Annotated in this window: 18 protein-coding genes and 1 pseudogene; 8 read left to right on the top strand and 11 right to left on the bottom strand. The window is 61.5% G+C overall.

The window, feature by feature from the left end; all coding sequences use genetic code 11:
- Window positions 1-154: 154 nt before the first annotated feature.
- Window positions 155-1,738 carry a sensor domain-containing diguanylate cyclase gene (locus tag IVA92_RS15575; protein ID WP_247276255.1) on the top strand — a complete coding sequence of 528 codons (1,584 nt, stop codon included), beginning with the start codon at window positions 155-157 and terminating at the stop codon, window positions 1,736-1,738.
- Window positions 1,739-1,753: 15 nt separating this feature from the next.
- Here IVA92_RS15575 and IVA92_RS15570 read toward each other — a convergent pair whose 3' ends face one another.
- Both IVA92_RS15570 and IVA92_RS15565 read right to left on the bottom strand, forming a co-directional pair.
- A complete protein-coding gene (locus tag IVA92_RS15570) occupies window positions 1,754-2,314 on the bottom strand; it encodes a carboxymuconolactone decarboxylase family protein (protein WP_247276254.1) in 561 nt (186 codons plus the stop codon).
- An 82-nt stretch (window positions 2,315-2,396) separates the two neighbouring features.
- A complete protein-coding gene (locus IVA92_RS15565) occupies window positions 2,397-2,861 on the bottom strand; it encodes an Lrp/AsnC ligand binding domain-containing protein (protein WP_247276253.1) in 465 nt (154 codons plus the stop codon).
- 162 nt (window positions 2,862-3,023) lie between these two features.
- On the opposite strand from IVA92_RS15565, the gene IVA92_RS15560 reads away from it, so the two are divergent.
- Window positions 3,024-4,037, top strand: a complete 1,014-nt coding sequence (locus IVA92_RS15560) for a 1-aminocyclopropane-1-carboxylate deaminase (protein WP_247276436.1) — start codon at window positions 3,024-3,026, stop codon at window positions 4,035-4,037.
- A gap of 102 nt (window positions 4,038-4,139) precedes the next feature.
- Here the strand turns inward: IVA92_RS15560 and recQ are convergent, their stop codons facing one another.
- The 6 genes from recQ to IVA92_RS15530 all read right to left on the bottom strand — a co-directional run bounded on the left by recQ (window position 4,140) and on the right by IVA92_RS15530 (window position 12,552).
- Window positions 4,140-6,005, bottom strand: coding sequence for a DNA helicase RecQ (gene recQ, locus IVA92_RS15555; RefSeq protein ID WP_247276252.1), 1,866 nt, complete (start codon window positions 6,003-6,005; stop codon window positions 4,140-4,142).
- A gap of 234 nt (window positions 6,006-6,239) precedes the next feature.
- Complete coding sequence (locus IVA92_RS15550) at window positions 6,240-6,983, bottom strand: polysaccharide deacetylase family protein (RefSeq protein WP_247276251.1); 744 nt, start codon at window positions 6,981-6,983, stop codon at window positions 6,240-6,242.
- Between the two features lie 103 nt (window positions 6,984-7,086).
- Complete coding sequence (locus IVA92_RS15545; RefSeq protein ID WP_247276250.1) at window positions 7,087-8,085, bottom strand: homoserine O-succinyltransferase; 999 nt, start codon at window positions 8,083-8,085, stop codon at window positions 7,087-7,089.
- A gap of 12 nt (window positions 8,086-8,097) precedes the next feature.
- Window positions 8,098-9,399, bottom strand: coding sequence for an O-acetylhomoserine aminocarboxypropyltransferase/cysteine synthase family protein (locus IVA92_RS15540; protein WP_247276249.1), 1,302 nt, complete (start codon window positions 9,397-9,399; stop codon window positions 8,098-8,100).
- A gap of 292 nt (window positions 9,400-9,691) precedes the next feature.
- Entirely contained in the window at window positions 9,692-11,251 is a 1,560-nt protein-coding gene (locus tag IVA92_RS15535) for an amidase family protein (RefSeq protein WP_247276248.1), read from the bottom strand.
- 119 nt (window positions 11,252-11,370) lie between these two features.
- Window positions 11,371-12,552: an MFS transporter gene (locus IVA92_RS15530; protein WP_247276247.1), complete on the bottom strand. Its 1,182-nt coding sequence runs from the start codon at window positions 12,550-12,552 to the stop codon at window positions 11,371-11,373.
- Window positions 12,553-12,650: 98 nt separating this feature from the next.
- On the opposite strand from IVA92_RS15530, the gene IVA92_RS15525 reads away from it, so the two are divergent.
- A complete protein-coding gene (locus IVA92_RS15525; protein WP_247276246.1) occupies window positions 12,651-13,604 on the top strand; it encodes a LysR family transcriptional regulator in 954 nt (317 codons plus the stop codon).
- Between the two features lie 123 nt (window positions 13,605-13,727).
- Entirely contained in the window at window positions 13,728-14,009 is a 282-nt protein-coding gene (locus IVA92_RS15520; protein WP_247276245.1) for a hypothetical protein, read from the top strand.
- A gap of 427 nt (window positions 14,010-14,436) precedes the next feature.
- Here IVA92_RS15520 and IVA92_RS15515 read toward each other — a convergent pair whose 3' ends face one another.
- A complete protein-coding gene (locus IVA92_RS15515) occupies window positions 14,437-14,793 on the bottom strand; it encodes a response regulator (protein ID WP_247276244.1) in 357 nt (118 codons plus the stop codon).
- Between the two features lie 264 nt (window positions 14,794-15,057).
- Between IVA92_RS15515 and IVA92_RS15510 the strand changes: the two genes are divergently transcribed.
- Complete coding sequence (locus tag IVA92_RS15510) at window positions 15,058-15,744, top strand: Crp/Fnr family transcriptional regulator (protein ID WP_247276243.1); 687 nt, start codon at window positions 15,058-15,060, stop codon at window positions 15,742-15,744.
- A 589-nt stretch (window positions 15,745-16,333) separates the two neighbouring features.
- Window positions 16,334-16,881 (top strand): annotated as a pseudogene (locus tag IVA92_RS15500) (IS5 family transposase); the annotation flags it as partial.
- Window positions 16,882-18,599: 1,718 nt separating this feature from the next.
- Here IVA92_RS15500 and IVA92_RS15495 read toward each other — a convergent pair.
- Window positions 18,600-19,067, bottom strand: coding sequence for a GDSL-type esterase/lipase family protein (locus IVA92_RS15495; RefSeq protein ID WP_247276434.1), 468 nt, complete (start codon window positions 19,065-19,067; stop codon window positions 18,600-18,602).
- A 435-nt stretch (window positions 19,068-19,502) separates the two neighbouring features.
- On the opposite strand from IVA92_RS15495, the gene IVA92_RS15490 reads away from it, so the two are divergent.
- A complete protein-coding gene (locus tag IVA92_RS15490; RefSeq protein WP_247276242.1) occupies window positions 19,503-20,816 on the top strand; it encodes an adenylate/guanylate cyclase domain-containing protein in 1,314 nt (437 codons plus the stop codon).
- A 149-nt stretch (window positions 20,817-20,965) separates the two neighbouring features.
- On the opposite strand, the gene IVA92_RS15485 is transcribed toward IVA92_RS15490, so the two are convergent.
- Window positions 20,966-21,493 (bottom strand): hypothetical protein, encoded by a 528-nt coding sequence (locus IVA92_RS15485; RefSeq protein ID WP_247276241.1) that lies wholly within the window; start codon window positions 21,491-21,493, stop codon window positions 20,966-20,968.
- 1,404 nt (window positions 21,494-22,897) lie between these two features.
- On the opposite strand from IVA92_RS15485, the gene IVA92_RS15480 reads away from it, so the two are divergent.
- Window positions 22,898-23,155, top strand: a 258-nt coding sequence (locus IVA92_RS15480) for a transposase (protein WP_247276240.1), incomplete at its 3' end; no start/stop codon positions are given.

Raw genomic sequence — 23,155 nt, 5'->3', positions numbered from 1 at the left:
GAGCCCTGATCACAAAAGGGTTTTTGCGCCGGTGCGCAGCATCCCGCGTCAACGGGTTGTTAGCCTTCATCGGAAAACACTGATTGCGTTACATCGCCGCAAGGAACCTTGCGCCATACTGAGACCGGTTTTCGTTTCGCCCTGGAGGCTGAGAATGTCCCGCTTGTTTCCGGAACGGACGTTCCTTGCTGGCAAGATCTTCTTCAATTTCGGCCAGTCGTCGATTGACTGCGTCGTGCGCCGGCTGTCCGAGGAGGCTGCGACGCTCGAGATGGAGAGCGGCCTCGGCGTACCCGAGCGATTCCAGCTCAGGGTCGCGGGACGCAAGATATTGGCCTGCCGCGTGATCTGGCGATCGGACCGTCAGGTCGGAGCCGCCTTCGAGCTGCCAGGCAGCGTCGAGCGCCCGAGTGGCGAGGAGCGGGAACGCTCGTCCGACGCGCTGATGCGCGGCCAGATGCTGGCGCTGCGCGCCGCGCTCGATCATGTGCCGACGGGCATCGTGCTGCTCGACTCAAGCCTCAGGGCACGTCTGATCAACCGGTCGTTTCGTCAGATGTGGCGCCTGCCAGACGAGGTTGCTGACAGCAATCCTTCCATTCTCACGCTGCTTCATCATGGACGTGACACCGGCGCCTATGAGGTGCCGGATCCTGAGCTCGATGCCTTGGTGGCGGAACGCGTCCGTGTGATCGAGGCGGGCGATCCGACGCCTATCGACCTACGGCGGACCAATGGCGATGTGGTGCGCGTACAGGTCACGCCTTTGCCCGACGGCGGGCGCATGCTGACCTACACGCCCGTCACTGACATTGTGCGCACCTCCGACGAGCTGAAGCTGCTGCGGGATGCGCTGGAGAATGTTCAGGATGGAGTCCTCCTTCTCGATTCCGACCTGCACGCTACGTTCATGAACCGGCGTATGCGGCGGTTCTGGGAGGTCAGCGACGAGGAGGCCGCGAATCGACCGACCTATTCGTCGCTGGTGCGACGCCTGCATCGCGCCAGCGCGCCCAATCTTCCGACGAACGAACTCGCGAAATTTCCGGCGCGACGCGTCGAAGAGGTCAAGGCCGGCGATCATGTCCGCGACCTGCAGACGCCGGATGGCCGGCGCATCAGGGCCCATTGTACGACGATGGCCAATGGCGGCCGCATGCTGACCTATGTCGACATCACCGATCTGACGCAAAAAGCCGCGCTGCTGGAAACGCTCGCCACCACCGATCCGCTCACCGGCCTCTCCAACCGCCGCCACTTTCTCGACTGTCTCGGTGCGGAATGGAGCCGCTTTCAGCGCTACTATCGCTCCGTCTCGGTGTTGATGCTTGACATCGACCATTTCAAGTCGGTCAACGATCGCCATGGCCATGCGGTGGGCGACGTCGCGATCAAGGCGGTTGCGGCCGCGTGCCTCGACGGCAAACGCAAGTCGGACATCGTTGGCCGCCTCGGCGGCGAGGAGTTCGCCGTGCTTCTGCCCGAAACCAGCCTGTCCCGGGCGAGGATTGTCGCCGAGCGCATCCGCAAACACGTGATAAGCGCGCAGATCGTCGCCGGAAAGGTTCAGTTCGGCGTCACCGTGAGCATCGGCATCGCGGAGGCCACCGTCAGCATGTCCGGCATCGACACACTGATGAGTGCGGCCGATCACGCGCTCTACCAGGCTAAGGCCGAGGGCCGCAATCGCTGCATCGCCTTCGCGCCCCCGCCGCCTGCAAGCAAGGCAGCGGAGTGATTGCCGGAACAGGCTTCACTCCGGAACCGGAACGTCGAACGTGTTGAGCGTGACCGAGACCATGCAGTAGACGCCGACGAGATAGGAGAGTTCGGCCGCGCCGTGCTCGCCGAACTCCTTCACGGCGGCGCGCCAGGTCAATTCCGGCAGAACACCGCCGCCGACCAACGCGGACGCGATGTCGTAGGCGACGGCCTCCTGCCTGGTGAGATCGACCGGCCGCTGTCCGGCGACGATGGTCGCGAGCTTCTCGTCGGACAAGCCGCGCTGCTCGGCGACCAGCACGTGGGCGTAGAGCTCGTAGCCGGAGCGGAAATGCGAGCCGGTGACGAGGATGGCGACCTCGCGCACCGGCGCCGGCAGCAGCGGGTTCGACGCGATCGCCTTGACCAGCTCCCATACCGGCTTACCGAAGCGCGGCTCGCGCAGCCAGGGATTCCACGGCCCCAGCAGCGCGCCGTCGTCGCGCATGTTCACAAAACCCTTGAAATGGTCCTTGATGCCGGCTCGCATGTCGTCATAAAGCGGCTTCTGTTCGTCGGCCAGATTCTGGGGATCGAGAATGGGAAGGCGCACGGCTGCGATCTCCTCTTTGAGAAGATGCGAGGCTCGCCTGCATGCGCGCGCAGGGCAAGTGAAGTTGCTGTGACGGGTGCGCTTAAAACTCCAGCGGCGCGTTGTCGACGACTTCCTTCATCACGAAGAAGGTGCGGGTCTGGCGCACCCCGGGGAGCGCGATCAGCTGCTCGCCATGGATGCGATTGAAATCCTCCATGTCGCCGACACGGATCTTGAGGAAGTAGTCGAAATCGCCGGCGACGAGGTGGCAATCAAGCACGAATTTCAGTTTTGTAATCGCCTGCTCGAAAGTGGCAAAACTCTCCGGGGTCGAGCGGTCGAGCACGACGCCGACCATCACCAGCGTGCCCTTGGCCACCTTCTTCGGCGCCACCATGGCGCGCACGGTCGCAATGAAGCCGTCCTCGAACAGGCGCTGGGTGCGGCGATGGCAGGTGGCGGGGCTGATCGCGACGGTTTCGGCCAGCTCGGCATTGCTGAGCCGGCCGTTATTCTGAAGCAATCGCAATATCTTAAGGTCGATACGGTCGAGACGGGAAGGCATGGAAGAATCTCTCATTCCTATCCATCATTACGGAACAAGTAAGGGTAATTGATGTCGTTTTCGCAAGCAACGGCGCAATATTGACGCAGCATTTGAGAGCACCTTTCTTGTAGCAAGTGCTAATCGCTGCGGCCAGCTCAATGCCAATCGGGATGACCCATGATGCTGAAAAAATTCGCGCGCTATTCGCTCACCTTCGGTCCGACGCCAATCGAGAAGCTTGAGCGGCTATCGAAATATCTCGGCGGTCAAGTCGAGGTCTACGCCAAGCGCGAGGACTGCAATTCAGGCCTTGCCTATGGCGGCAACAAGCTGCGCAAGCTCGAATACATCATTCCCGATGCGATCGCCTCCAACGCCGACACGCTGGTATCGATCGGCGGCGTGCAATCCAACCACACCCGCATGATCGCGGCGGTCGCCGCCAAGCTCGGCATGAAGTGCCGTCTGGTGCAGGAAGCCTGGGTACCGCACGAGGACGCGGTCTATGACCGCGTCGGCAACATCATGCTCTCGCGCATCATGGGTGCCGACGTGCGCCTGGTCGACGACGGCTTCGACATCGGCATCCGCAAGAGTTGGGAGCAGGCGATCGAGGAGGTGAAGGCGGCGGGTGGCAAGCCTTACGCGATTCCCGCTGGCGCCTCCGTGCACAAATTCGGCGGCCTCGGCTATGTCGGCTTCGCCGAGGAAGTGCGCAAGCAGGAGAAGGAGCTCGGCTTCAAATTCGACTACATCGTCGTCTGCACCGTCACCGGCTCGACCCATGCCGGCATGCTGGTCGGCTTCGCCGCCGACGACCGCGCCCGCAAGGTGATCGGAATCGATGCGTCGTTCACGCCTAGCCAGACGAAAGCCCAGGTGCTCGAGATTGCGCAGAACACCGCAAAGCTCGTCGAGCTCGGCAAGGAGCTCGTCCCCGACGACGTCGTGCTGATCGAGGACTATGCCTATCCCGCCTATGGCGTGCCGTCGGAAGAGACCAAGGAAGCGATCCGCCTCACCGCGCGGCTCGAAGGCATGATCACCGACCCCGTCTACGAGGGCAAGTCGATGCAGGGCCTGATCGACCTTGCGAAGAAGGGCTATTTCGAGCAGGGCGCGAAGATCCTGTACGCCCATCTCGGCGGCGCGCCCGCGTTGAACGGGTATGCCTATGCGTTCAGGAATGGGTGAGGTGGCGCAGATCTCGCCGCATACACGGCTGTCGTCCCGGACAAGCATAAGCACAGATCCGGCACCGAGAGCCACAGGATCGCGTTGGGCGAAGACTACTCGCTACCTCGCCCTGACGATCTGCAACAGCTCGTCGCCGTAATGCTCGAGCTTCTTGTCACCGATCCCGGGCACGTTGCGGAGTTCATCCAGCGTCGTCGGCCAGGCCCGAACGATGCCGTCGATGGTGGCATCGTGCAGCACGACATAGGCGGGCACGCCGCGCTCGCGGGCGACGTCGGAACGCCAGGAGCGCAGCCGCGCGCGCAATTCGGGATCGACGTCGCCTTGCGGCGCGCTCGCCGCGGGCGCGAGGTCGCCGCGGCGCGATTTGGCCCGGCTCGAACGGATGCGGGTGCCGGGCGCCTCCTCGCGCAGCCACACTTCCGTTTCGCCGCGCAGCACGCCGCGCGAAGAGTCCGTCAGCTTCAACGCGCCGAATGCTTCGCTGTCGCTCTGCAAATGCCCCATTGCCACCAATTGCCGCAGTACCGTGCGCCACTGCTTTTCGTTGAGCTCGCGGCCGATGCCGAACACCGACAGCTTGTCGTGGCCGAACTGCGTCACCTTCTCGGTCAGGCGCCCGACCAGCACGTCGATCAAATGCATTGCCCCGAAGCGCTGGCCGGTGCGGTAGACGCAGGACAACAGCTTCTGCGCCAGCACCTTGCCGTCGCGCATTTTCGGCGGCATCAGGCAATTGTCGCAATTGCCGCAACTCTCGGCCATCACGATCTCGCCGAAATAGGCGAGCAGCCGCCGGCGCCGGCAATGCGGCGTCTCGGCAAGGCCGACCAGCGCGTCGAGCTTACCGATCGAGACCCGCTTGAATTCGTCGGAAGCGTTCGACTCGTCGATCATGCGGCGCTGCTGCACGATGTCGGAGAGGCCGTAGGCCATCCAGGCGGCGGATGGCTTGCCGTCACGGCCGGCACGCCCCGTCTCCTGGTAATAGGCTTCGATGCTTTTGGGCAGATCGAGATGGGCGACGAAACGCACGTCAGGCTTGTCGATGCCCATGCCGAACGCAATGGTCGCGACGATGACGATGCCGTCCTCGTTGAGAAAGCGGTCCTGATTCCGGGAGCGCACGCTGCTGTCGAGGCCGGCATGATAGGGCAGCGCGGCCATGCCTGCGTCTTGAAGCGCGGCAGCGACCTCCTCGACGCGGTTGCGGGACAGGCAATAGACCACGCCGGCATCGCCCATGTGGCGCTCGCGGATGAACTCCTTCAGCTGCGACACCGCATTGCGCTTGTCGACGATCTCGTAGCGGATGTTGGGCCGGTCGAAGCTGGAGACAAATTGCGGGGAGCCGGTAAGCTGAAGCCGCTCGACGATTTCCTTGCGGGTCAGATCGTCGGCTGTCGCGGTCAGCGCGATGCGTGGGACATCGGGAAAGCGCTCGGCGATGATGGACAGACCGACGTATTCGGGCCGGAAGTCGTGGCCCCATTGCGAGACGCAATGCGCCTCGTCGATCGCGAACAGCGCCACCTTCGCCCGCGCCAGCATCGACAGGCAGCGCGGCGTCACCAGCCGTTCCGGCGCGACATAGAGCAGGTCGAGATCGCCCGCGATCAGGCGGCGCTCCACCTCCGAAGCTTCGTGCGGAGTCAGCGACGAGTTCAGCGCGGCCGCGTTGACACCTGATTCGATCAGGCCCGCAACCTGATCGCGCATCAGCGCGATCAGCGGCGAGACCACGATGCCGCAGCCTTCGCGCAGCAGTGAGGGGAGTTGATAGCAGAGCGACTTGCCGCCGCCGGTCGGCATCAGCACAAGGCAATTGCCGCCTTCGCTCACGTGCCGGATGATCTCACCCTGCGCGCCGCGGAACCCCGGCAGGCCGAACACCGAATGCAAGACCGACAGCGCGTCGCGGCCGTTGGCCAGAGCGGACAGCGGAGCGGTGGAAGGAGAGGACATGGGCGTGAGGACATTGAGCTTTCGGTCAACGCCAGTCGCACGACCGAGCGGGCATGGCAAGACCGTTTGCGCGGCAGGGTATAGTGTTCCCCTCTCCGCTTGTGGGAGAGAGTGGCTCGCCGCATAGTGAGGGGTCTCTGACTGCGCATTCGATGAGACTTGTTTCGCGGCGACATACCCCTCATCCGGCGCTTCGCGCCACCTTCTCCACAACGGAAAAGGGAAGAACAGCCGCTATGCCCCGATCCTTCGCAGCGCCTCCGCGACGGTCACGATCGGTACACTGCGCTTCTCGGCCGCCTTCAGCGCATGGCACATCAAATGCGGCGTGCAACCATAGGGGCTCGGCCTGTCGGCGACGTCATGGCCGTACAAGATCAGCCATCCGCCGCTTGCGACCGCCTCGTCGAAATAGCGATCGATGCCTGTCGTATCGATGTCGCGGTCGATCAAGGGCGAAGCACGCAGAAACTGGAGGTCGATGACGCCGTGATTGACGCCGGGAAGGATGCCGCGCGCCGAACGGTAGGCTCTTGCAAGCTGCGGCTTGCGCCAAACCGAGGCGAGACCATACGGATAGGCGAAGTTCTCCAGCATGATCGAGGAATCAATGCTGCGGAAGTGGTCGCGGTTGCGCTCGATCTCGCGTTCCATGGCGGCTTCGTCGAGATCGACCGCGCTCTGGTGCGAGAAGGTGTGGCAGGCAATCTCGTGGCCGGCGCGGTGAAGCCGCACGATCGCGTCATTCGACAGGCCCTGCCAATGATCCGACGGCTGATCGATCAGGCTGCCCGAGAGGTAGAATGTGCCGCGACCGCCATGTTTCTCGAGGAGTTCGGCACCCTCGCCTGCGGCGCTATCTGGAGCATCGTCGAAGGTGAAGCTCACCATCGGGGCGCGCGCAGGCAACCGGTGCGGCGCGGCGCGGAAATGCCGAGCCAGCCGATTGCTCACGCGTCCCTGGAGTGACGACCACACGCTGCGTTTCCCGTGATTCCATATTCGCTACTGAAACATTCGCGCGCTAGTTGAGGCAAGCCTAACGCTCGGGTAATCCTAACATGGAGCCAACACCCTTCGGCTAGCACGCAGGGACCGATACGTCGGCATCCGTACCGAGATATTGCAGCCAGTTCCGGAATAACGCTGCCGCTGCGGTGCCGGCGGCGATATCGGCGCGCAAATTCAGCGCAGGCAATTCGTTGGTGAGCGCGGGATGGCGCTGGTGCCGTGCCTGTTTCTCGAAGCGGGCCAGCTTCTCTTCTGTCGCTGCGTCAAAATAACTCACGGGCAAATTCGGATAATTCTCGCGCTCACGGGCGAGATAGCGGCCGACGTCGCGCAGATATTCGCGCTGGAGCGACAGCCCGTCATATTCCGGATGGCCCTGGAAGAACACGAAGCGGCTGGCATATTGGCGGATAAAGACGTCGACGCCGGCCTCTTCCGAGCGCGTCAGCACCCGGTACCCGGCTTCCACGAGCTCGCTCTCGGCGATCTCGTTCAGGCGCGAATGCGAGACCTTGAGCGGCATAGGCGCACCGCGCGTCAGCGGATCGCGCGTCACGGCTTCGCAGTCGAAGATGCCGTGACATTTGCTCGGCAGCCGCCGCCGCGCGATGCCGTCGAGGTGCAGCACCGCCGCATGCGCGGCGAGGCACGACCAGATCGTCGAGCGCGTGTTGACCTTGGCCCAGTCGATCAGCTCCGTCAGGTCGCGCCAGTACGGCTCCTGGTCGAGTTCGGGCGCGACCGGCTCGGCGCCGGTCACGATCAGCCCGTCGAATTTACGGCGCCTGAGATCCGCAAGATCGGAATATTCGCTCTCGATATGCCACTTGGCGTCCGGCGAGCGCCTCACCGAAGGAAGCGAGAAGCAGTGGAAGCGGATGCGACGCGAGCCTGCAGCCGCCTGGAGCAGCTTCATGAACTGCCGCTCGGTCGCCTTCAACGCCGGGTCCGGCATGTTGTTGATCAGCCCGATGGTCAGCTCGGCGCCGCGATCACGCGCGAGATCACCTTCGGCCGGCACCAGTGCCGGGCTTGATATGACTTGATCCCTGTCGATCAAGATCGTCATTGGCGCCGCCGCCTACTCCGCGGCCTGCAGACGCGACGACGGACAGGCCTTTTCCAGCGCCTGATCGATATCCTCGATGATGTCTGCGGAATGCTCGATGCCGATCGACAGGCGGATCGTCTCCGGCAGCACGCCCGCTATGCGCTGCTGCTCTGCCGACATCTGCCGGTGCGTCGTCGACGCCGGATGGCAGGCCAGCGACTTGGCATCGCCGATATTAACGAGCCGCGTGATCAGCTTCAGCGCATCATAGAAGGTCTTGCCGGCTTCCATGCCGCCCTTGATGCCGAAGGTAAACAGCGAAGAGGCGTTGCCGTTCAGATATTTCTGCACCAGCGGATAATAGGGGCTGTCCGGGAACCCCGTGTAATTGACCCAGGCCACCCGCGAATCGCCACGGAGGAATTCGGCGACCTTGCGGGCGTTCTCGACGTGGCGCTCCATGCGCAGTGCCACGGTTTCGATGCCCTGGAGCAGCAGAAAGGCATTGAAAGGCGAGAGCACCGAACCCATGGTGCGCTGATAGACGCTGCGCGCGCGCTCGATGTAGGCGGTCCTGCCGAAGCGCTCGGCATAGACGAGGCCGTGATAGGACGCATCCGGCTTGTTGTAAGCCGGGAATCGGTCGGCGTGTTTCCCCCAGGGGAAGTTTCCGGAATCGACGATGGCGCCGCCAAGCGTGGTGCCGTGGCCACCGAGGAACTTGGTCAGGGAATGCACGGCAATATCGGCACCGTAGTCGAACGGCTTGAGCAGAATCGGGCTTGCGACCGTGTTGTCGACGATCAGCGGCACGCCATGCGAATGCGCGATTTTCGCCAGCGCCTCGATGTCGCAGACATTGCCGGCGGGGTTGCCGATGGTCTCGGCGAACACGGCGCGGGTATTCTCGTCGATCAGTTTCTCGATCGCCTCGGGCTGGTCGCTCTCGGCGAAGCGGCCAGTGATGCCCTGCCGCGGCAGGATGTGTGAGAGCAGCGTGTGTGTGGTGCCGTAGAGCTGCGGCACCGAGACGATGTTGCCGCCGTGATCGGCGACATTGACAAAGGCGAAATGCAGCGCCGCCTGGCCGGTCGCAACCGCAAGCGCGCCGACGCCGCCTTCGAGCTGCGCGATGCGCTTCTCCAGCACCGCGCTGGTCGGATTGGCGATGCGGCTGTAACGAAAGCCCTCGGCCTCGAGATTGAAGAGCGCCGCGCCATGATCGGCGCTGTCGAAGGCATAGGCTGCGGTCTGGTAAATCGGCACGGCGACGGCGTGCGTTGTGGCTTCCGGTTCGTAGCCGGCGTGAATAGCGATCGTCTCGTTGCGCATCGTGCCACCTCCGCGTGGAGCGGGCCGCACTTATCGGCCTGTATGAGGCGCGTGCGTTGTCCGCCATCCTCCTGTTAGAGGGGGGTGGTAAAGCGGACAATAATTCGCCTAGAGATCGAGGAAGTAACCCTAACGCTTGTTGGCGAGGTGGCCAGAATTCGGGTTAAACTGGATTAACGAATTGACGAGGTTGCCGCGCCCGCGGCGTTGCTTTTCCCTTCTCCCTTACGGGTTTTGGGGACCGCATAAGGGCAGAGGGTGCACCGTCAACCCGTCGACAACCTGCCTAGCTTCAGGCCATCGTCTCCCACAGTCGATGAGCGAGCACGCCGGCGCGCTTCTCGATCGCGGCCGCGGCATCGAGCGCGAGATCCTCGCGATAGCGCCCGGCAATGAGCTGCACGCCGATCGGCCTGCCGTCATGCACTGCCACCGGCACCACCGCGCCAGGCAGGCCCAGCACGTTGATCGCGGAGATGAAGCGGATCTCGCCCCAGAAGATCTCGCGCACGCGCTCGGGGCTGACGGTGTCCTCGCGCGGGCCCGGCGTCGGCTTCACCGTGGTCGGCGCCAGCACGACCGGATACTCGTCGAAGAACAATTGCCAGGCGCGGATGTGGCCGTTGCGCGCGGCCGTCGCCTGCATCCAGGCTTTGAGATCGAGCACGTTGGCCTTGGTCCTCATGCCGCCCCAGGCCTTGTGAAAATCCTCGGACGTAACCTTCAGCATGCTGGCTTCCTGCATCACAACGGTCTCGTTGGTGATGATGTCGCACCAGGTCTGCCAGACGCCGTTGATGTCGGGCACCTCGACCTCGCTGACGCGATAGCCGGACCGCTCGAGATGATCCGCGGCCTGGCGCAGCGCCGCGGCAACCTGCGGGTCAACGTCCATGTCATCGGGGATCTTGGCCAGCGCGACCTTGATCGGCCCCTTTGGCTTCGGCCCGACGAGCGGCGCCGGCACCCACCAGGGATCGCGCGGATCGCGTTGGCTCATCACCTCCAGCGCGAGACGAACGTCGGCGACGTGACGGGCGAGCGGCCCCTGCGCCGACATCAGATGCGCCAGCATCGGACGCTCGGCGATGGCGCTTCCGTTGAAAGCGGGGATCCGTCCCTGCGTCGGCTTGATCGTGACAACACCGTTGCAATGCGCCGGCCAGCGCAGCGATCCGCCGATGTCGTTGCCATGGGCGATGGTGCCGATGCCGGCCGCCACCGCCGAGCCCGCACCGCCCGAGGAGCCGCCGCAGGTGACGTTCGGATCCCAGGGGTTCAGCGTCAGCCCGTGCAGAGGATTGTCGGTGAAGCCGCGGAAGGAGAATTCCGGTGTGTTGGTGAGCCCGATCACGATCGCGCCGGCCTTTTTCAAGTTGCGCACCACGGGGGAATCGGACGGCGCGATGAGGTCCTTGTTAGCGGGAACGCCGTTGAAGTTTGGCCGCCCTTCGTAGTCGACATTTTCCTTGATGGTTACAGGCACGCCATGCAGGAGGCCGAGCTCGCCGCCCTTTGCGCGCTGCCTGTCGGCCGCATGCGCCGCTTTTAACGCCTCTTCGGAGAGATCGACGACGACGGCGTTCAGCCTTGGATTGACGGCGTGCATGCGTTCGAGATGCGCTTCGACCGTCTCGACGGCGGAGATTGCACCGGAGCGGATCGCAGCCGCGGTCTCGACCGCCGACCATTGCCAAGCCGGCCCCTTGGGACGGCGCGGTGAGGCCGGCTTGAGCCGCGTGGCTTTCTTTGCCTTCTTTGCAGCGACGGCCTTGCGGCTTGTGCTTTTCTTGCTGGAGGTTTTTACCGGTTTCTTCGAAGCCGTTTTCTTCTTGGTCGTCGCCTTCGCCACGTCGCATCTCCTGAAATTGCGCCGCAGACGTTACGGATGGCCAAAGGACGTGTACAGGTGCGTTTTCTGCATGGCGCGATGGCGCGACGCGGCGAATTGTCCGCGAACGCACCGCTGCGCTATTCCGCGGGGCAAGCCGCAACGGCGGCCTGGGCGCGGTCGAGCCGGAGGCTCCACAGCGCCAGCAGGAGACCGACAGCGGTGATGCCGGCTGCGACCAGAGGCAGCGCCGAAAGGCCGAGTCCGCGATCGATGGTGACGCCGCCGGCCCAGGCGCCGAGAGCGTTACCGAGATTGAACGCGGCGATGTTGAGGCTGGAGGCGAGCGTGCGGCCATCTGGGCCTGCCGCTTCCAGCACGCGAAGCTGGAGCGGGGCGACGGTCGCAAAGGCGGCGACGCCCAGCAGCAGGATCAGCACGACCGCGGCGATCTTGAGCGACAGCGCGGCGGCAAGGCCAAGAAGCACGATGGCGAGCGCAGCGAGCGTCCCGATCAGCGCGCCGGCGAGCCCGCGGTCGGCGAGCTTGCCGCCGGCGACGTTGCCGATCGCGAGGCCGACGCCGAACACCAGCAGGATCGGTGAGACCGCGGCCTCCGAAAAACCGGTGAAGCGCGTCAGGATCGGCTGGATATAGGTGAAGACGACGAACAGGCCGGCAAAGCCGAACACGGTCATAGCAAGGCCGAGCAGCACCTGCGGGCGGCCGAGCACCGAGACTTCGTCGGCAAGCGAGACCGGCTTGTCGCCGTTGCCGACATGGCCGGGCACCAGCGCGGCAACCACGGCAAAGGCGATCACACCGATGACCGTCACGGCCCAGAACGCCGCGCGCCAGCCGAGCATCAGGCCGACCCAGGCGCCGAAGGGCACGCCCAGCAATGTCGCGACCGTAAGGCCGATGAACATGGTGGCAATCGCCGAGGCCCGCTTGTCCTCGGCGACGAGGCTGGTCGCCACCACCGAGCCAACGCCGAAGAAGGTACCATGGGCAAGGGAAGTCAACACGCGCGCGGCCATCAGCAATTCGTAGTTCGGTGCCAGTGCGCAGGCCGCATTGCCGAGCGTGAAGATCGCCATCAGCGCGAGCAGCACGGTTTTCCGTGGCATTCGCCGCGTCGCCAGCGTCAGGACGGGCGCGCCGACGAACACGCCGAGCGCATAGCCGGAGATGAGCAGGCCCGCGACGGGCACCGAGACGTGCATCTCGGCGGCGACCTGGAGCAACAGGCCCATGATGATGAATTCGGTGGTGCCGATGCCAAAGGCACCGGCGGTGAGCGCAAGGACGGCGGAAGGCATGCGTGGCTCCGATGGATGAGACGAGCCACGCAGATAGCCGCGCGTGGGCAAAACCGTTAGCATGGCCGCAATCCAATCATTTGTGACGTGAATTCAACATGGGCCGTTTCGACACCAACCGCTCCGCCGAGATGGAGGTCTTCGTCCGCGTCGTCGACCTCGGCGGATTCACCCAGGCCGGTCGAAAACTGCGCCTGACGCCATCGGGCGTGAGCAAGCTGATCTCACGGCTGGAGGCACGGCTCGGCTCGCGCCTCGTCAACCGCACCACACGCAAGCTGACCCTGACCGAAGAAGGGCAGGCGTTCTACCAACGGGCCGTGCGCATCCTCGCAGAGATGGAGGAAGCCGAGCGCGAGGCGGCCTCCGGTGCGGCCCCGCGCGGCCGCCTCACGGTGAACAGCAACATTCCATTCGGCATGCTGCATGTGATGCCACTGATCCCGCGGTTCCTGGAAGAGCATCCCGACGTCACGCTCGATCTCGTGCTCACGGATACGGTCATCGACCTGATGCAGGAGCGCGCCGACGTCGCGATCCGGGTCGGCCCGTTGCGTGCGTCACGTCTCGTCGCCCGAAAACTCGGCACCAGCCGCATGGTCGTGGTCGGCGCGCCGAACTATCTCGCACGTTGCGGCACGCCGAGGACGCCGGCCGACCTAGCTGATCACCGCGGCATCGGTTGGACGTTTCCGCGCAGTATCCGGGGCTGGCCATTCAAGCGTGGCGACCACACCGAAGAAGCGGTGCCGCCGCCCGTCGCGCGCGCCAGCGACGGCGAAGCCGCGCGCCGCCTTGCGCTGGGCGGCGTCGGCCTCGCGCGCCTCGCCCTCTTCCACATCGGCCCCGACATCGAATCGGGCCGCCTCGTCCCGGTGCTGCAAAGCCACAATCCCGGCGACCGCGAAGACATCCACGCCGTCTATGTCGGCCACACCGCGCCGCTCCCGGCACGCGTCCGTGCGTTCATTGATTTTCTCGCCGAGCATGTGCGGGTGAGCGATCCCGTGCTGAAGCGGGCCGGAGACGGGAGATGGAAGCTGACGAGATGAGACCAATGGCGGAGGGAGAGCAACTGGGATCGAACCTTCTCCGCCTGTTTGGGCGGTGATCGCTGGGCACCATGGCGACGAACCAAAATAGGCCACTGCTGAAATCAAACTGGGCCACCGAGGTTGGAAACAGGCCAGCTCCCATCGGTACTGGCCGAAATAAACCGCCCTGAATTTAGAAATGCGCCACTAAACGAAAACGCCACCAAGCCGAATAATGCTCAGTGGCGCTACGGTGGAACTGGAAACTGCAATCCTCCAGTAGACGCTAACGGGGCGCTGGCGTTTAGGTTCAAGGCGGCCCTACTGTTCCTCCGGTTCGCGATGGATAGCCGCCTTCTTGGCAAGCGCAGCTTCTATCAATTCAGCTATGCCATCGACCGCAATTCGGTCGTTGATGCGTGATGCTATGTACTTGTAGCGCGCAATGCGCAGATCGATCTCTTCACACTTCTCAAACATAGCTCACCGCGATTGTTGAGGGCGGGAGCTTTCAGAACTCTCAGTCACCGATAATAGCCAAGGGCGGGGCATCGATCCCCAGACCTTAAAGTAAATAGTCAGTTCCAGATACTGGAACCAAATTAGGTCAGCTCTAAATACTAGCGATAACCGTGTCGCGCCGCAAAGATAGTTGGAGGAAGGAGTCATCAAGTCACTTCGCGTAACCTTGGGACCGGAGCCACGCGATCCGACGCTCTCCATTCATCCAATCGTCAATTTCGGTCTTGCTAAGACGTGTACCCATAAACCAAGGGCGTGAGGCGACAATGGCAGTATCCGCTGCGACAGAGACCTATGCGTCAAGTGGCAGGACTGTAGACCACGGCAGCTAGTGGGACGTATTTTCAAAGGTTCTCATCACGGCAACAACATTCTTTCCGAGGTAAGGTTTTGCGATGAAAAGCGCGTTTGCCGGAATTTCAAGCGGCCTCAACTTCCCGGAAGTTATGATGATATGCACCGGAGGCCATCTGTCCCGGACAGCAGCGGCGAGCTTCAGCCCGTTGATGGAACCCGGCATTTCGATGCCTGTAAATAGCAAATGGATGTCTTTGCGGGCTTCCAGAATGGCGATGGCATGATCAGCGTTTTTTGCGACGACCACGGTAAACCCAGCCTCTTGGAGGTCTCCCGCCACAAGATCCCTGATTAGAACTTCATCCTCAACGACTAAAACTGTGGCCACTTGACCTCTTCGGTGGTCTTTGGGGCCACGAATGCTAAGTAAAGCGGCGCACAATGGTTCCTGAGTTCGTTTCCAAACAGCCATTTGGATAGCCTCATAAAGGCGTAGCGGTCCCGCCCCGTCAGTGAAACAGCCCGCGCTATGTCCATCGCACTACAGACGTGCCGCCCGAATGAGCGTAAGAAGGAGACATTGCTGGCCACGATATTGGGCGTCAGTGACTGAGAGTTGAAATGCTCCCGCCTTACTGCGCGAGAGCTTTCAATGATCGGATCAAACCGTATCCTCGGCGCCTTGTCAGCTGCCGACCTCGAAGTCCTCAAGCCGCACCTCCGGCCTGTCAAACTTGAGCACCAGCGCATTTTGTTTGATACCGGCGATCCGGTACCTGTCGTATACTTCCCGCTGACCTGCGTGGTGTCATTAGTCGTGCCCCTGTCAACGGGACAGTCAGTCGAGGCCGCAATGGTCGGCCGCGATGGCGTTGTCGGAGCGGGAGCCGCGCTCGACGGGAAAATATCCCTGAACCGCGCAATCATTCAGCTGCCTGGCAACGCCTTGGAGTGTAGCGCCAAGGCATTGGAGACCGCGGCATTTCAAAGCCGCGCTTTGATCGCCATGCTCGTTCGGCATGAACAGACCGTATTCGCACAAGCTCAACAGTCGACGGCATGTATGGCCGCACATGACACTCAAGCCCGGCTTTGCCGCTGGATGCTCCGGGCTCGTGATCTGGCTGAAAGCGACACCCTGCCATTCACCCAAGAATTTCTGGCGGAAATGCTGGGCAGGAACAGAACCAGCGTCAGCCCGGTCGCGCATACGCTGCAACAAGCCGGGATGATCAGGTACACGCGAGGGCGCATCGAAATCCTCAACGTTGAGGGACTGAGGGAAAGCGCCTGCGAATGCTACGAAGCGGTTCGATTGAATTACGATAAGCTACTTTAATGAGGGTCCGAGCCATATACCTCGGCTCAAGCCTGATTACGAACCGAGCGAGACTCCAAAGCTCGCGGGGGCTCCGTCAATCAACTGCTTTGCCCATACAATCGCGTCGTCGTCATTTCGCACGAAAAGACCCGGCATGCCACGAATTGCCCGTCGTTGCCGACTGTGTAAAGCCGACGATCAGTCATTTATCGCGGTGGGCGCAAACCTGGTGACGTGAGCCATTCGTTGATATGAACTGCGACGTCGGTCTGGCGCGCTCGTTTTACTAGAGCGTCCTTCTCCCGACCAGGCGGCATCCCCCGGGCTTGCTCTTTAAGTTGCGCAGCCGACTTGGCCAGTCGCTCATCGAAGGTCATGGTATGCTTGATCCGTCTTCGCTTCTGCAGCATGGCTACGTCCTCCTCGCAGCAAAAGTTAACGGTGTTTCACCTGCTGCGTCTGTCTTAGGGGCTACATAGGAGAAACGGGCTTCGTCGGTCAGTTGATATACGCTTCTGCCGATAAGCCCTATCAGGGGATTGGCTAGGAGCGTTGCTTCCGGCCGAGCTGCCGTGATTCAAACCTCTGATAACTGGGGGCTTGAATCATGCGCTACGAACTCACGGATCATGAATGGACCACCATCAGGCCGATGCTGCCGAACAAGCCGCGTGGCATTCCCCGGGTAAACGACCGCCGTGTCATCAGTGGAATTTTCTGAGTCTTACGATCCGGAGCGCCCTGGCGTGATCTCCCGGAGGCGTTTGGTCCGTACACCACTTGCTACAACCGCTTTGTTCGCTGGCGGCGGGCTGGTGTCTGGGGCCGCATCATAGACGCACTTGCCGCGGCCCACGATGCCGCTGTCCAGATGATCGACACCTCCATCGTCCGTGTGCATCAGCATGGAGCCTGCATCAGACTAAATCAGCGCCAATCGATGGGGAGGTCACGCGGCGGCTTGACCAGCAAAATCCATGCGGTGGTCGATAGCAATGGTCTGCCGGTACGACTGGCGCTGAGCTCCGGTGAGGCCCACGACGTTCGACTTGCCGAAAACTGCTGTCCCATTTGAAAGTCGGGTCAATGCTCCTTGCCGACCGTGGCTATGACGCCGACTGGATCAGAGAGCTCGCCATGAAGAAGGGCGCGTGGGTCGCGTTCAAAGCCGGTTGTGAGTCACACCTCGACGTCTTCCGCGTTGAGCCATCCGGTCGACCGGGTACGCTCGCCGGCCCCGAAGCTGACGCTTCATGGGCCGTCGATGGCGGCGGCCAGGAGATAGCTTTCTGCTGCTTCAACGCAACCTTGCGCGACTATGCTCGTTTCGGGCAGACTGCTGGCCCACGACGGCACTTAGGAAGGTCGCCAGTTGGTCCCGCAGCAATGGATTTTGGACGCAACAACGGTCAAACCCGCTGATAAACAGCTCTCTGCGAAAGTCGCGACCGCTTATTTTGGATATGGCTACCAACTATGGATCCTTCCCGGAGAGCAGCGCAGGTTCGCGCTGCTCGGTATCCGAGGCCAAATCTTTGGTCGATCCCGCTTCAAAATTGGTTATGGTCCACACCTCGGTCAGGCAAAAGCCATCCGAGCCCGGCTCGTTAATGGAGCCGCATTGCCTTGTGGTTTGCCGCGCTTGAGAAGTTCGGAAATGATGATCCGGAGCTTTCCCGATAGTTTCGCATTGAACAGAAGGCGACGAACCCGGCTGGAGTCCATTGTCCGCCCATAAGCCACTAAGCGGACGAATCGCCAACTGAGCGGCCTTACTTTTCCTCATGTCGATTTTGCGGGCGACGACGGGTCGTCCCAGCAGCAGGTGGCAGCCGCGCTATCGCTTGCTCTAATTCTGTTGCGATGGCCTTGTAACGAGAGAGCACCCGCGTATAGACGTCGCGCCTAAGCGGGCTCTTTGCTGACTGTTGCAGGCGCTCGCAGTCAGCGATTTGCACGCGAAGCAGTTCAAGATGGGCCAGTATCTCTTTCATGTGCAGGCAAACTATCCCATGTCGCTTTTGGTTGAATAGCGAACTTCAGGCGCCTCTCATAACTGATTAGGACAACGTCGGGCTCAACACGGACGCCACCCGCTCACGGTGGGAACAAACCAGCAATTCAGTACCTATGCTGAACTCGCCCGATGTTGATCGAGACACTTTGGCGATGAAACAAGACCTTAGACCCTGGCAGGCAAAAAGAAAATCTGCAACGGGTCATTCGCGTCGGGTTGGGCGCGTGTTCCCGATAGTAGGTCTGGCGCCAAACTGCGGATGTGCCGGAGGTTATCGCGACTTCGCCCGCGGGCCAACAGCGGATCAGCATCACAGCTCCTTACTGAAATGATAGCGCAGTAGACCTCCGCCCAAAGTTTTATTGCTGGCTGAAACGGCGAGCTCCTCACGAACCGATTGATATGCAGAGGCCCTCTGCAGTGACAGCGCCTCGCGCCGCAACTCTGAGGGGTTCAAATCCATCTGAGAACGATTACGCTTGCGGCATTCGTCTTCCGCAAACCTCAACATCTGCCGTGCGATACCTGACCAATTTCTTCAGTCAGAGATATTGCGATATACCGCTCGAACACTTGCGCCATGTTGGGCGGCGCGAGCGGTCGATTGACCCTGACGAATAGACCTGCTCTGCGTCCGCTTCGGTAAACGCCTGTTTGGTGATCGGAGGTTCCAGTCGGGGCCCACCTGCTGCGCTGGTCGCCTTCCGCGGCGGCGGTCAGGCTCTGAGTGGGACGTCGTCGACGACATTGGTAGGTGTTCGCTGGACAAGATCAACGGACTTTACGACGCGTCCGGTCGATCAGGGTTTCGACATTCGGCAATATGCGCGTGACGAGCGCTTTGATCCCGGCTGCGTTAGGATGCAGGCCGTCCAACAGCTTGAGTTGAGCATCGTCCACAAACGCATCGTCGAAAGCCGGGTAAGAACAGCACATTGTGTTCACTGGCAAGGCCAGAAAACATCGCGGCAAATGCGTTCTTGTATTCGTCTCGAAAGGTGGTGCGGGTCCGCGCCCCGCAAAGAAGCACTGCAATTCTCCGGGCTTCGAGGTTACGTAGAATCTCCGCGAGCGCCGTGCGAGTGACAGTTGGATCGCCTCCCCGGAGCATGTCATTCGCACCAAGTTCTAAAATCACCGCGTCGGTATCATCGGGGACTGACCGGTTCAACCTAGCAAGCCCCCTTGCAGCCGTGTCGCCACCCACACCAGCATTGATCACAGCGGCCAATTGTCCTTTGGCTCTCAGTGCAAATTCAAGCTGCTCTGTGAAACGATGGCCAGCAGGGATACCGCTTCCGGCAGTGAGAGAATCTCCGAGCACGACGATCTTGGTTATCTTATCATCGGCACGAACCCTAGAAGTGGCCACCACAACGACGCAACCGCCCCGGCCAACGTGATGAACTCGCGTCTTCTCATTGCCAGCCTCTCGGTCCAGACCATGAATTTTATCCCACAGCTAGATGTGGCGAAAGGAGACTGATGTCGCATTTGGGTCAAAGACTGCCTTCGGCGGAGCGAATAACCTGTTCGGCTCATCTCCTGAAAGCGGATACCCGGGCTCGTAAGCGATGGGCTGAAGGGGTGGACGTGTCGGCCGCCAAGTGCGGCCAGTTGAAGCCACTGCCTCACCGATCAGACCGCCTCGCGGTAGCGAAAACGCGCGTTCCTTACATCACGGCACTTGCTGTTTCTCCCTCGTCAGGCCAGTTTTGCAATTCGCGCGGGAAAACCGGGCGAGCCAGCGGGGACATCCATGCAGCCGGTTACGCAATACGCAAAAAGCGGCGACGTCCACATCGCCTATCAGATCTTTGGTGCGGGGCCGATTAATGTGGTGATCGTTCCGGGATTTGTGTCGAACGTAGAGAACTACTGGGACCAGCCCGACTTTGCGCGGTTCCTCCGTCGCATGGGTGGCTATGCCCGAGTAGTGACCTTCGACAAGCGCGGTACCGGCGGGTCCGATCGCGTCACCGAGCTGCCCGGCCTCGAGGTACGCATGGACGACCTCCGTGCGGTCATGGATGCTACCGGTATGGAGCAGGCAGCGCTGCTCGGGATTTCGGAAGGCGCGCCCCTGTCTGCGTTGTTTGCAGCGAGCTATCCCGAGCGTTGCCGAGCGCTGGTATTGTACGGCAGCTTTTCCCGCTTCTCTTATTGGTTTCCGACGGAGGAGGCCCTCGCAGGCTTCTTCGAGTATGTCGAGAAAGCCTGGGGCACCGGTGGTAGTATCCATCGATTTGCGCCATCGCGGGCCAACGACGCTGCATTCCAGCAATGGTGGGGCCGCAACGAACGCCTCGGTGCCAGCCCAGCCGCGGTGACCGCGCTGATGCGTATGAACAGCCAGATTGACATCAGCGGCATCCTTCCAGCGGTCAGGGTACCGACGCTCGTGCTTCACCGCACAGAAGATCAGGTTGTCGATATCGCCGGTGGGCGCGACGTAGCCGCCAATATTCCGGGTGCCAAGCTGGTTGAGCTTCCGGGAGTCGATCATATATTCTACGTTGGCGACGGCGCAGAAAAGATCTCAGACGCGATAGAAGAATTCCTCACCGGCGCGCCGGCGCGCATCGAGGCGGATCGCGTCCTGGCGACCGTTCTGTTCACCGATATTGTTGGCTCGACGGAGAAGGCTGCAAGCCTCGGCGACCGGCGCTGGCGCAATCTGCTCGATGACCATCATGCTACGATCCGGCGCGTGCTTGCCCGCTTCCGTGGCCGCGAAGTGAAGACGACCGGCGATGGCTTTCTCGTAACTTTTGACGGCCCGGCGCGTGGCGTCCGCTGCGCTTGCGCCATCGCGGATGAGATCAAGCCGCTCGGCATAGAGGTCCGTGCTGGACTTCATACAGGCGAGTGCGAAATGATCGGCGACGATGTTGGCGGTATCGCTGTTCACATAGGCGCACGGATTGCGGCGCTTGCCGGTCGGAGCGAGGTTTTGGTCTCGAGCACGGTCAAAGACCTGGTAGCGGGTTCTGGATTGCGCTTCAACGACCGCGGTAACCAATCCCTCAAGGGCATCCCGGGCGAGTGGCGCATATTCGCAGCTGAACGTTAGAGAACGAGCGATGGCCGAGGTGACGTCAGCTTCGGGTCAAAGGCTGCCTTGGACCGCTCGCATCACCCTGTTCGGGTCACCTTCAGGAAGCAGAACTCGGGGCGCTCTGAGCTGGGGTCAGCCACGGGTCAGGAGCGAGCAAAGGATAATTATCGAGAACGCGCGCGGCTGCCACTGCTGCCGTTCTCGGTTGGCTGGCGGGTGACCCACGTGATCAGCACGTCCGTGCGCGCTTCATAATCCTCCGGCCGCGCGGGGAGCTCTAATTTCGGAAACCGCCAAAGATTTGCCAACTCATCCATTAGACCTGCATACGCTACAACCATTCGATCCACTCCTTCGGCGTCGGACAGGGAGCGCGCCTGCATCCAGGGTGATTCCTGAAATGCTTCAAGAAAGTAGCTCTCCCAAGTTGGCCCTCGCTTTCGACTGACATCCTTTATGGCCTGCAAAGGATCGGGCTCCTGGAAGTAGATCAGCCGAGGTTGCACGACGGCCAGCCGATCCTGCAAATCTGACCAAAACCGGATGATGGTCGTTTGAGGCGCATCCAACTGAAAAAGCACCCGAACCGTGCTTTGTATGGGATGGCTCTCAAAGACGTACAGCACATCATGCTCAACGCTCTCCAGGAAGGTCTCCAGCCTTCTGAGCGCTGCAGAGGCAAACGAGCCCACGGAGTGTCTCTTGTGAATGTCTGCGAACGCTGCTCCCATTCGATCGGGCCTGCCGACGAGCAAGGGATGGTTTGGGGCGCTCTCGACGAAAACCCTACTATTGGAGACAGAACCGCCCAGCGCCCCAGCGGCCATGCTCTTACCGGAACCAGGAAGGCCATCGATAAACAAGATTTGCGGGTGGGGGATGGACCTCTGCACAGGGATTGCTCGCGATCACACCATTCAGGACGGAGGCAGCCCTCCGTAACTTTGTATCCCCGATTGCGGCAGAACCGCAACCCGATGCAATCGGAAGCAGGGACGTTGGATCTCCCCGTCCGCGGCCATGCGGTAAAGATGCTGGTGCGTCCGCTCAGGGTCCAAAATGCGAAGAACTCAACGTGAGCAAATCTTGTCCGCCATGCCTCGATAAGCGGACTTCGTGGAGTGATGCTGCCACTCGCCGAAGGGCCAGAAGGCGACGTCGCAGGCTTGGCCCGATACGAACGAAGGCCGCCGATTGAGGCGGCCTTCGGGTGATCTGTGCACGGAAGCGGCGTCGAGCGATGGCGGATCACTATGCAACACCGACAAACAGCGCCCTTTACAAGCGTCCTCTGCAGGTCTGGCGATACCTGCGGCAATTTCCTTCGCCTCGTTCGCCCAATTCGTCCTTGTTGAGGCAGGCTTGTCGCAATTCGGCGCACGCATCCCTCCGAACTGGCCGTTGGCAGGTCTCCCGGTATCTCCGGCAATTTCCTTCGCCCCGCTCACCTAGCACGTCCTTGTTTTCGCAAGCTCGCCGCAATTGCTCGCATTCCCCACCTCCCATCCGGACGCCTCCCGGTCCAACCTCAATTGATTGGGAAGAGGCCGACACTGGAATTACAAAAAGAGCAGCTGCCGCTGCGGCGCCGAGCGAATATTTTCGCATTCCTTGCAACATTCCTGATCCTCCAAGTTGGTGTGTGTTGATGGATTTTGGCGGACGCAGCCGGCGTTATGGCATCTCGGCTCCCGCCACGGTTAGTGGCGCACACCTTAATGGTTCGACCGTTGTGTCTCCGCTTAGCTGCACGTCCCCGGTAGATTACAGAGCGGCGTGGAATTGGTTCCACAGCTCGGAACGAATGCGGTTCACTGCTTTCAGTTCTCAGATGAGGCCTTTGGACATGAAGGCCGGGCCAAGCGGGCCGTTCAGAGACCTTCAGCAGCCGACGCGACAACGGCCGGAGCTTTGCTCGGCTTCGGGTCAAAATGTGAAGACTCAACCTGAGCAGATGTAGTCCGCCGTGCCTCACTAAGCGGACTCGACGAGGTGCGCCGCTACTTCGCTGATGGGCCGATTTTGTTGAAAAAGGCGGCAGTTGCGACTCAAGGATAGCAGTGATTCAGTCTGTCTAATTGGCAGGACTGAAGATCATGATGGGGCATCGGCAAGTCGAACAGACCGCGTTGTTCTATGAGTTCTCGCTCGAAAGACATATCCCGACTGATCACTTGCTGCGGTTGATTGACAGGTTTGTCGATCTTGAACAGGTCCGGCGGGACCTGGCGCCTTTCTACAGCAGCATCGGTCGGCCTTCGATCGATCCTGAACTGATGATCCGGATGCTCCTGGTCGGTTACTGCTTCGGCATCCGATCGGAACGGCGCCTGTGCGATGAGGTTCACCTCAAT

Source organism: Bradyrhizobium sp. 154 (assembly GCF_023073875.1).
Lineage (GTDB): Bacteria > Pseudomonadota > Alphaproteobacteria > Rhizobiales > Xanthobacteraceae > Bradyrhizobium.
The sequence above is the reverse complement of the archived record's forward strand: the minus strand, read 5'-3'. Positions and strand labels throughout refer to the sequence as shown.

Bases quoted from the DNA above. Each gene is read 5' to 3' on its own strand.
- recQ (WP_247276252.1), bottom strand. From the start codon at position 6,005: ATGTCCTCTCCTTCCACCGCTCCGCTGTCCGCTCTGGCCAACGGCCGC.
- IVA92_RS15530 (WP_247276247.1), bottom strand. From the start codon at position 12,552: ATGCCTTCCGCCGTCCTTGCGCTCACCGCCGGTGCCTTTGGCATCGGC.
- IVA92_RS15545 (WP_247276250.1), bottom strand. From the start codon at position 8,085: ATGACGATCTTGATCGACAGGGATCAAGTCATATCAAGCCCGGCACTG.
- IVA92_RS15575 (WP_247276255.1), top strand. From the start codon at position 155: ATGTCCCGCTTGTTTCCGGAACGGACGTTCCTTGCTGGCAAGATCTTC.
- IVA92_RS15560 (WP_247276436.1), top strand. From the start codon at position 3,024: ATGCTGAAAAAATTCGCGCGCTATTCGCTCACCTTCGGTCCGACGCCA.
- IVA92_RS15525 (WP_247276246.1), top strand. From the start codon at position 12,651: ATGGGCCGTTTCGACACCAACCGCTCCGCCGAGATGGAGGTCTTCGTC.
- IVA92_RS15565 (WP_247276253.1), bottom strand. From the start codon at position 2,861: ATGCCTTCCCGTCTCGACCGTATCGACCTTAAGATATTGCGATTGCTT.
- IVA92_RS15490 (WP_247276242.1), top strand. From the start codon at position 19,503: ATGCAGCCGGTTACGCAATACGCAAAAAGCGGCGACGTCCACATCGCC.
- IVA92_RS15540 (WP_247276249.1), bottom strand. From the start codon at position 9,399: ATGCGCAACGAGACGATCGCTATTCACGCCGGCTACGAACCGGAAGCC.
- IVA92_RS15510 (WP_247276243.1), top strand. From the start codon at position 15,058: ATGATCGGATCAAACCGTATCCTCGGCGCCTTGTCAGCTGCCGACCTC.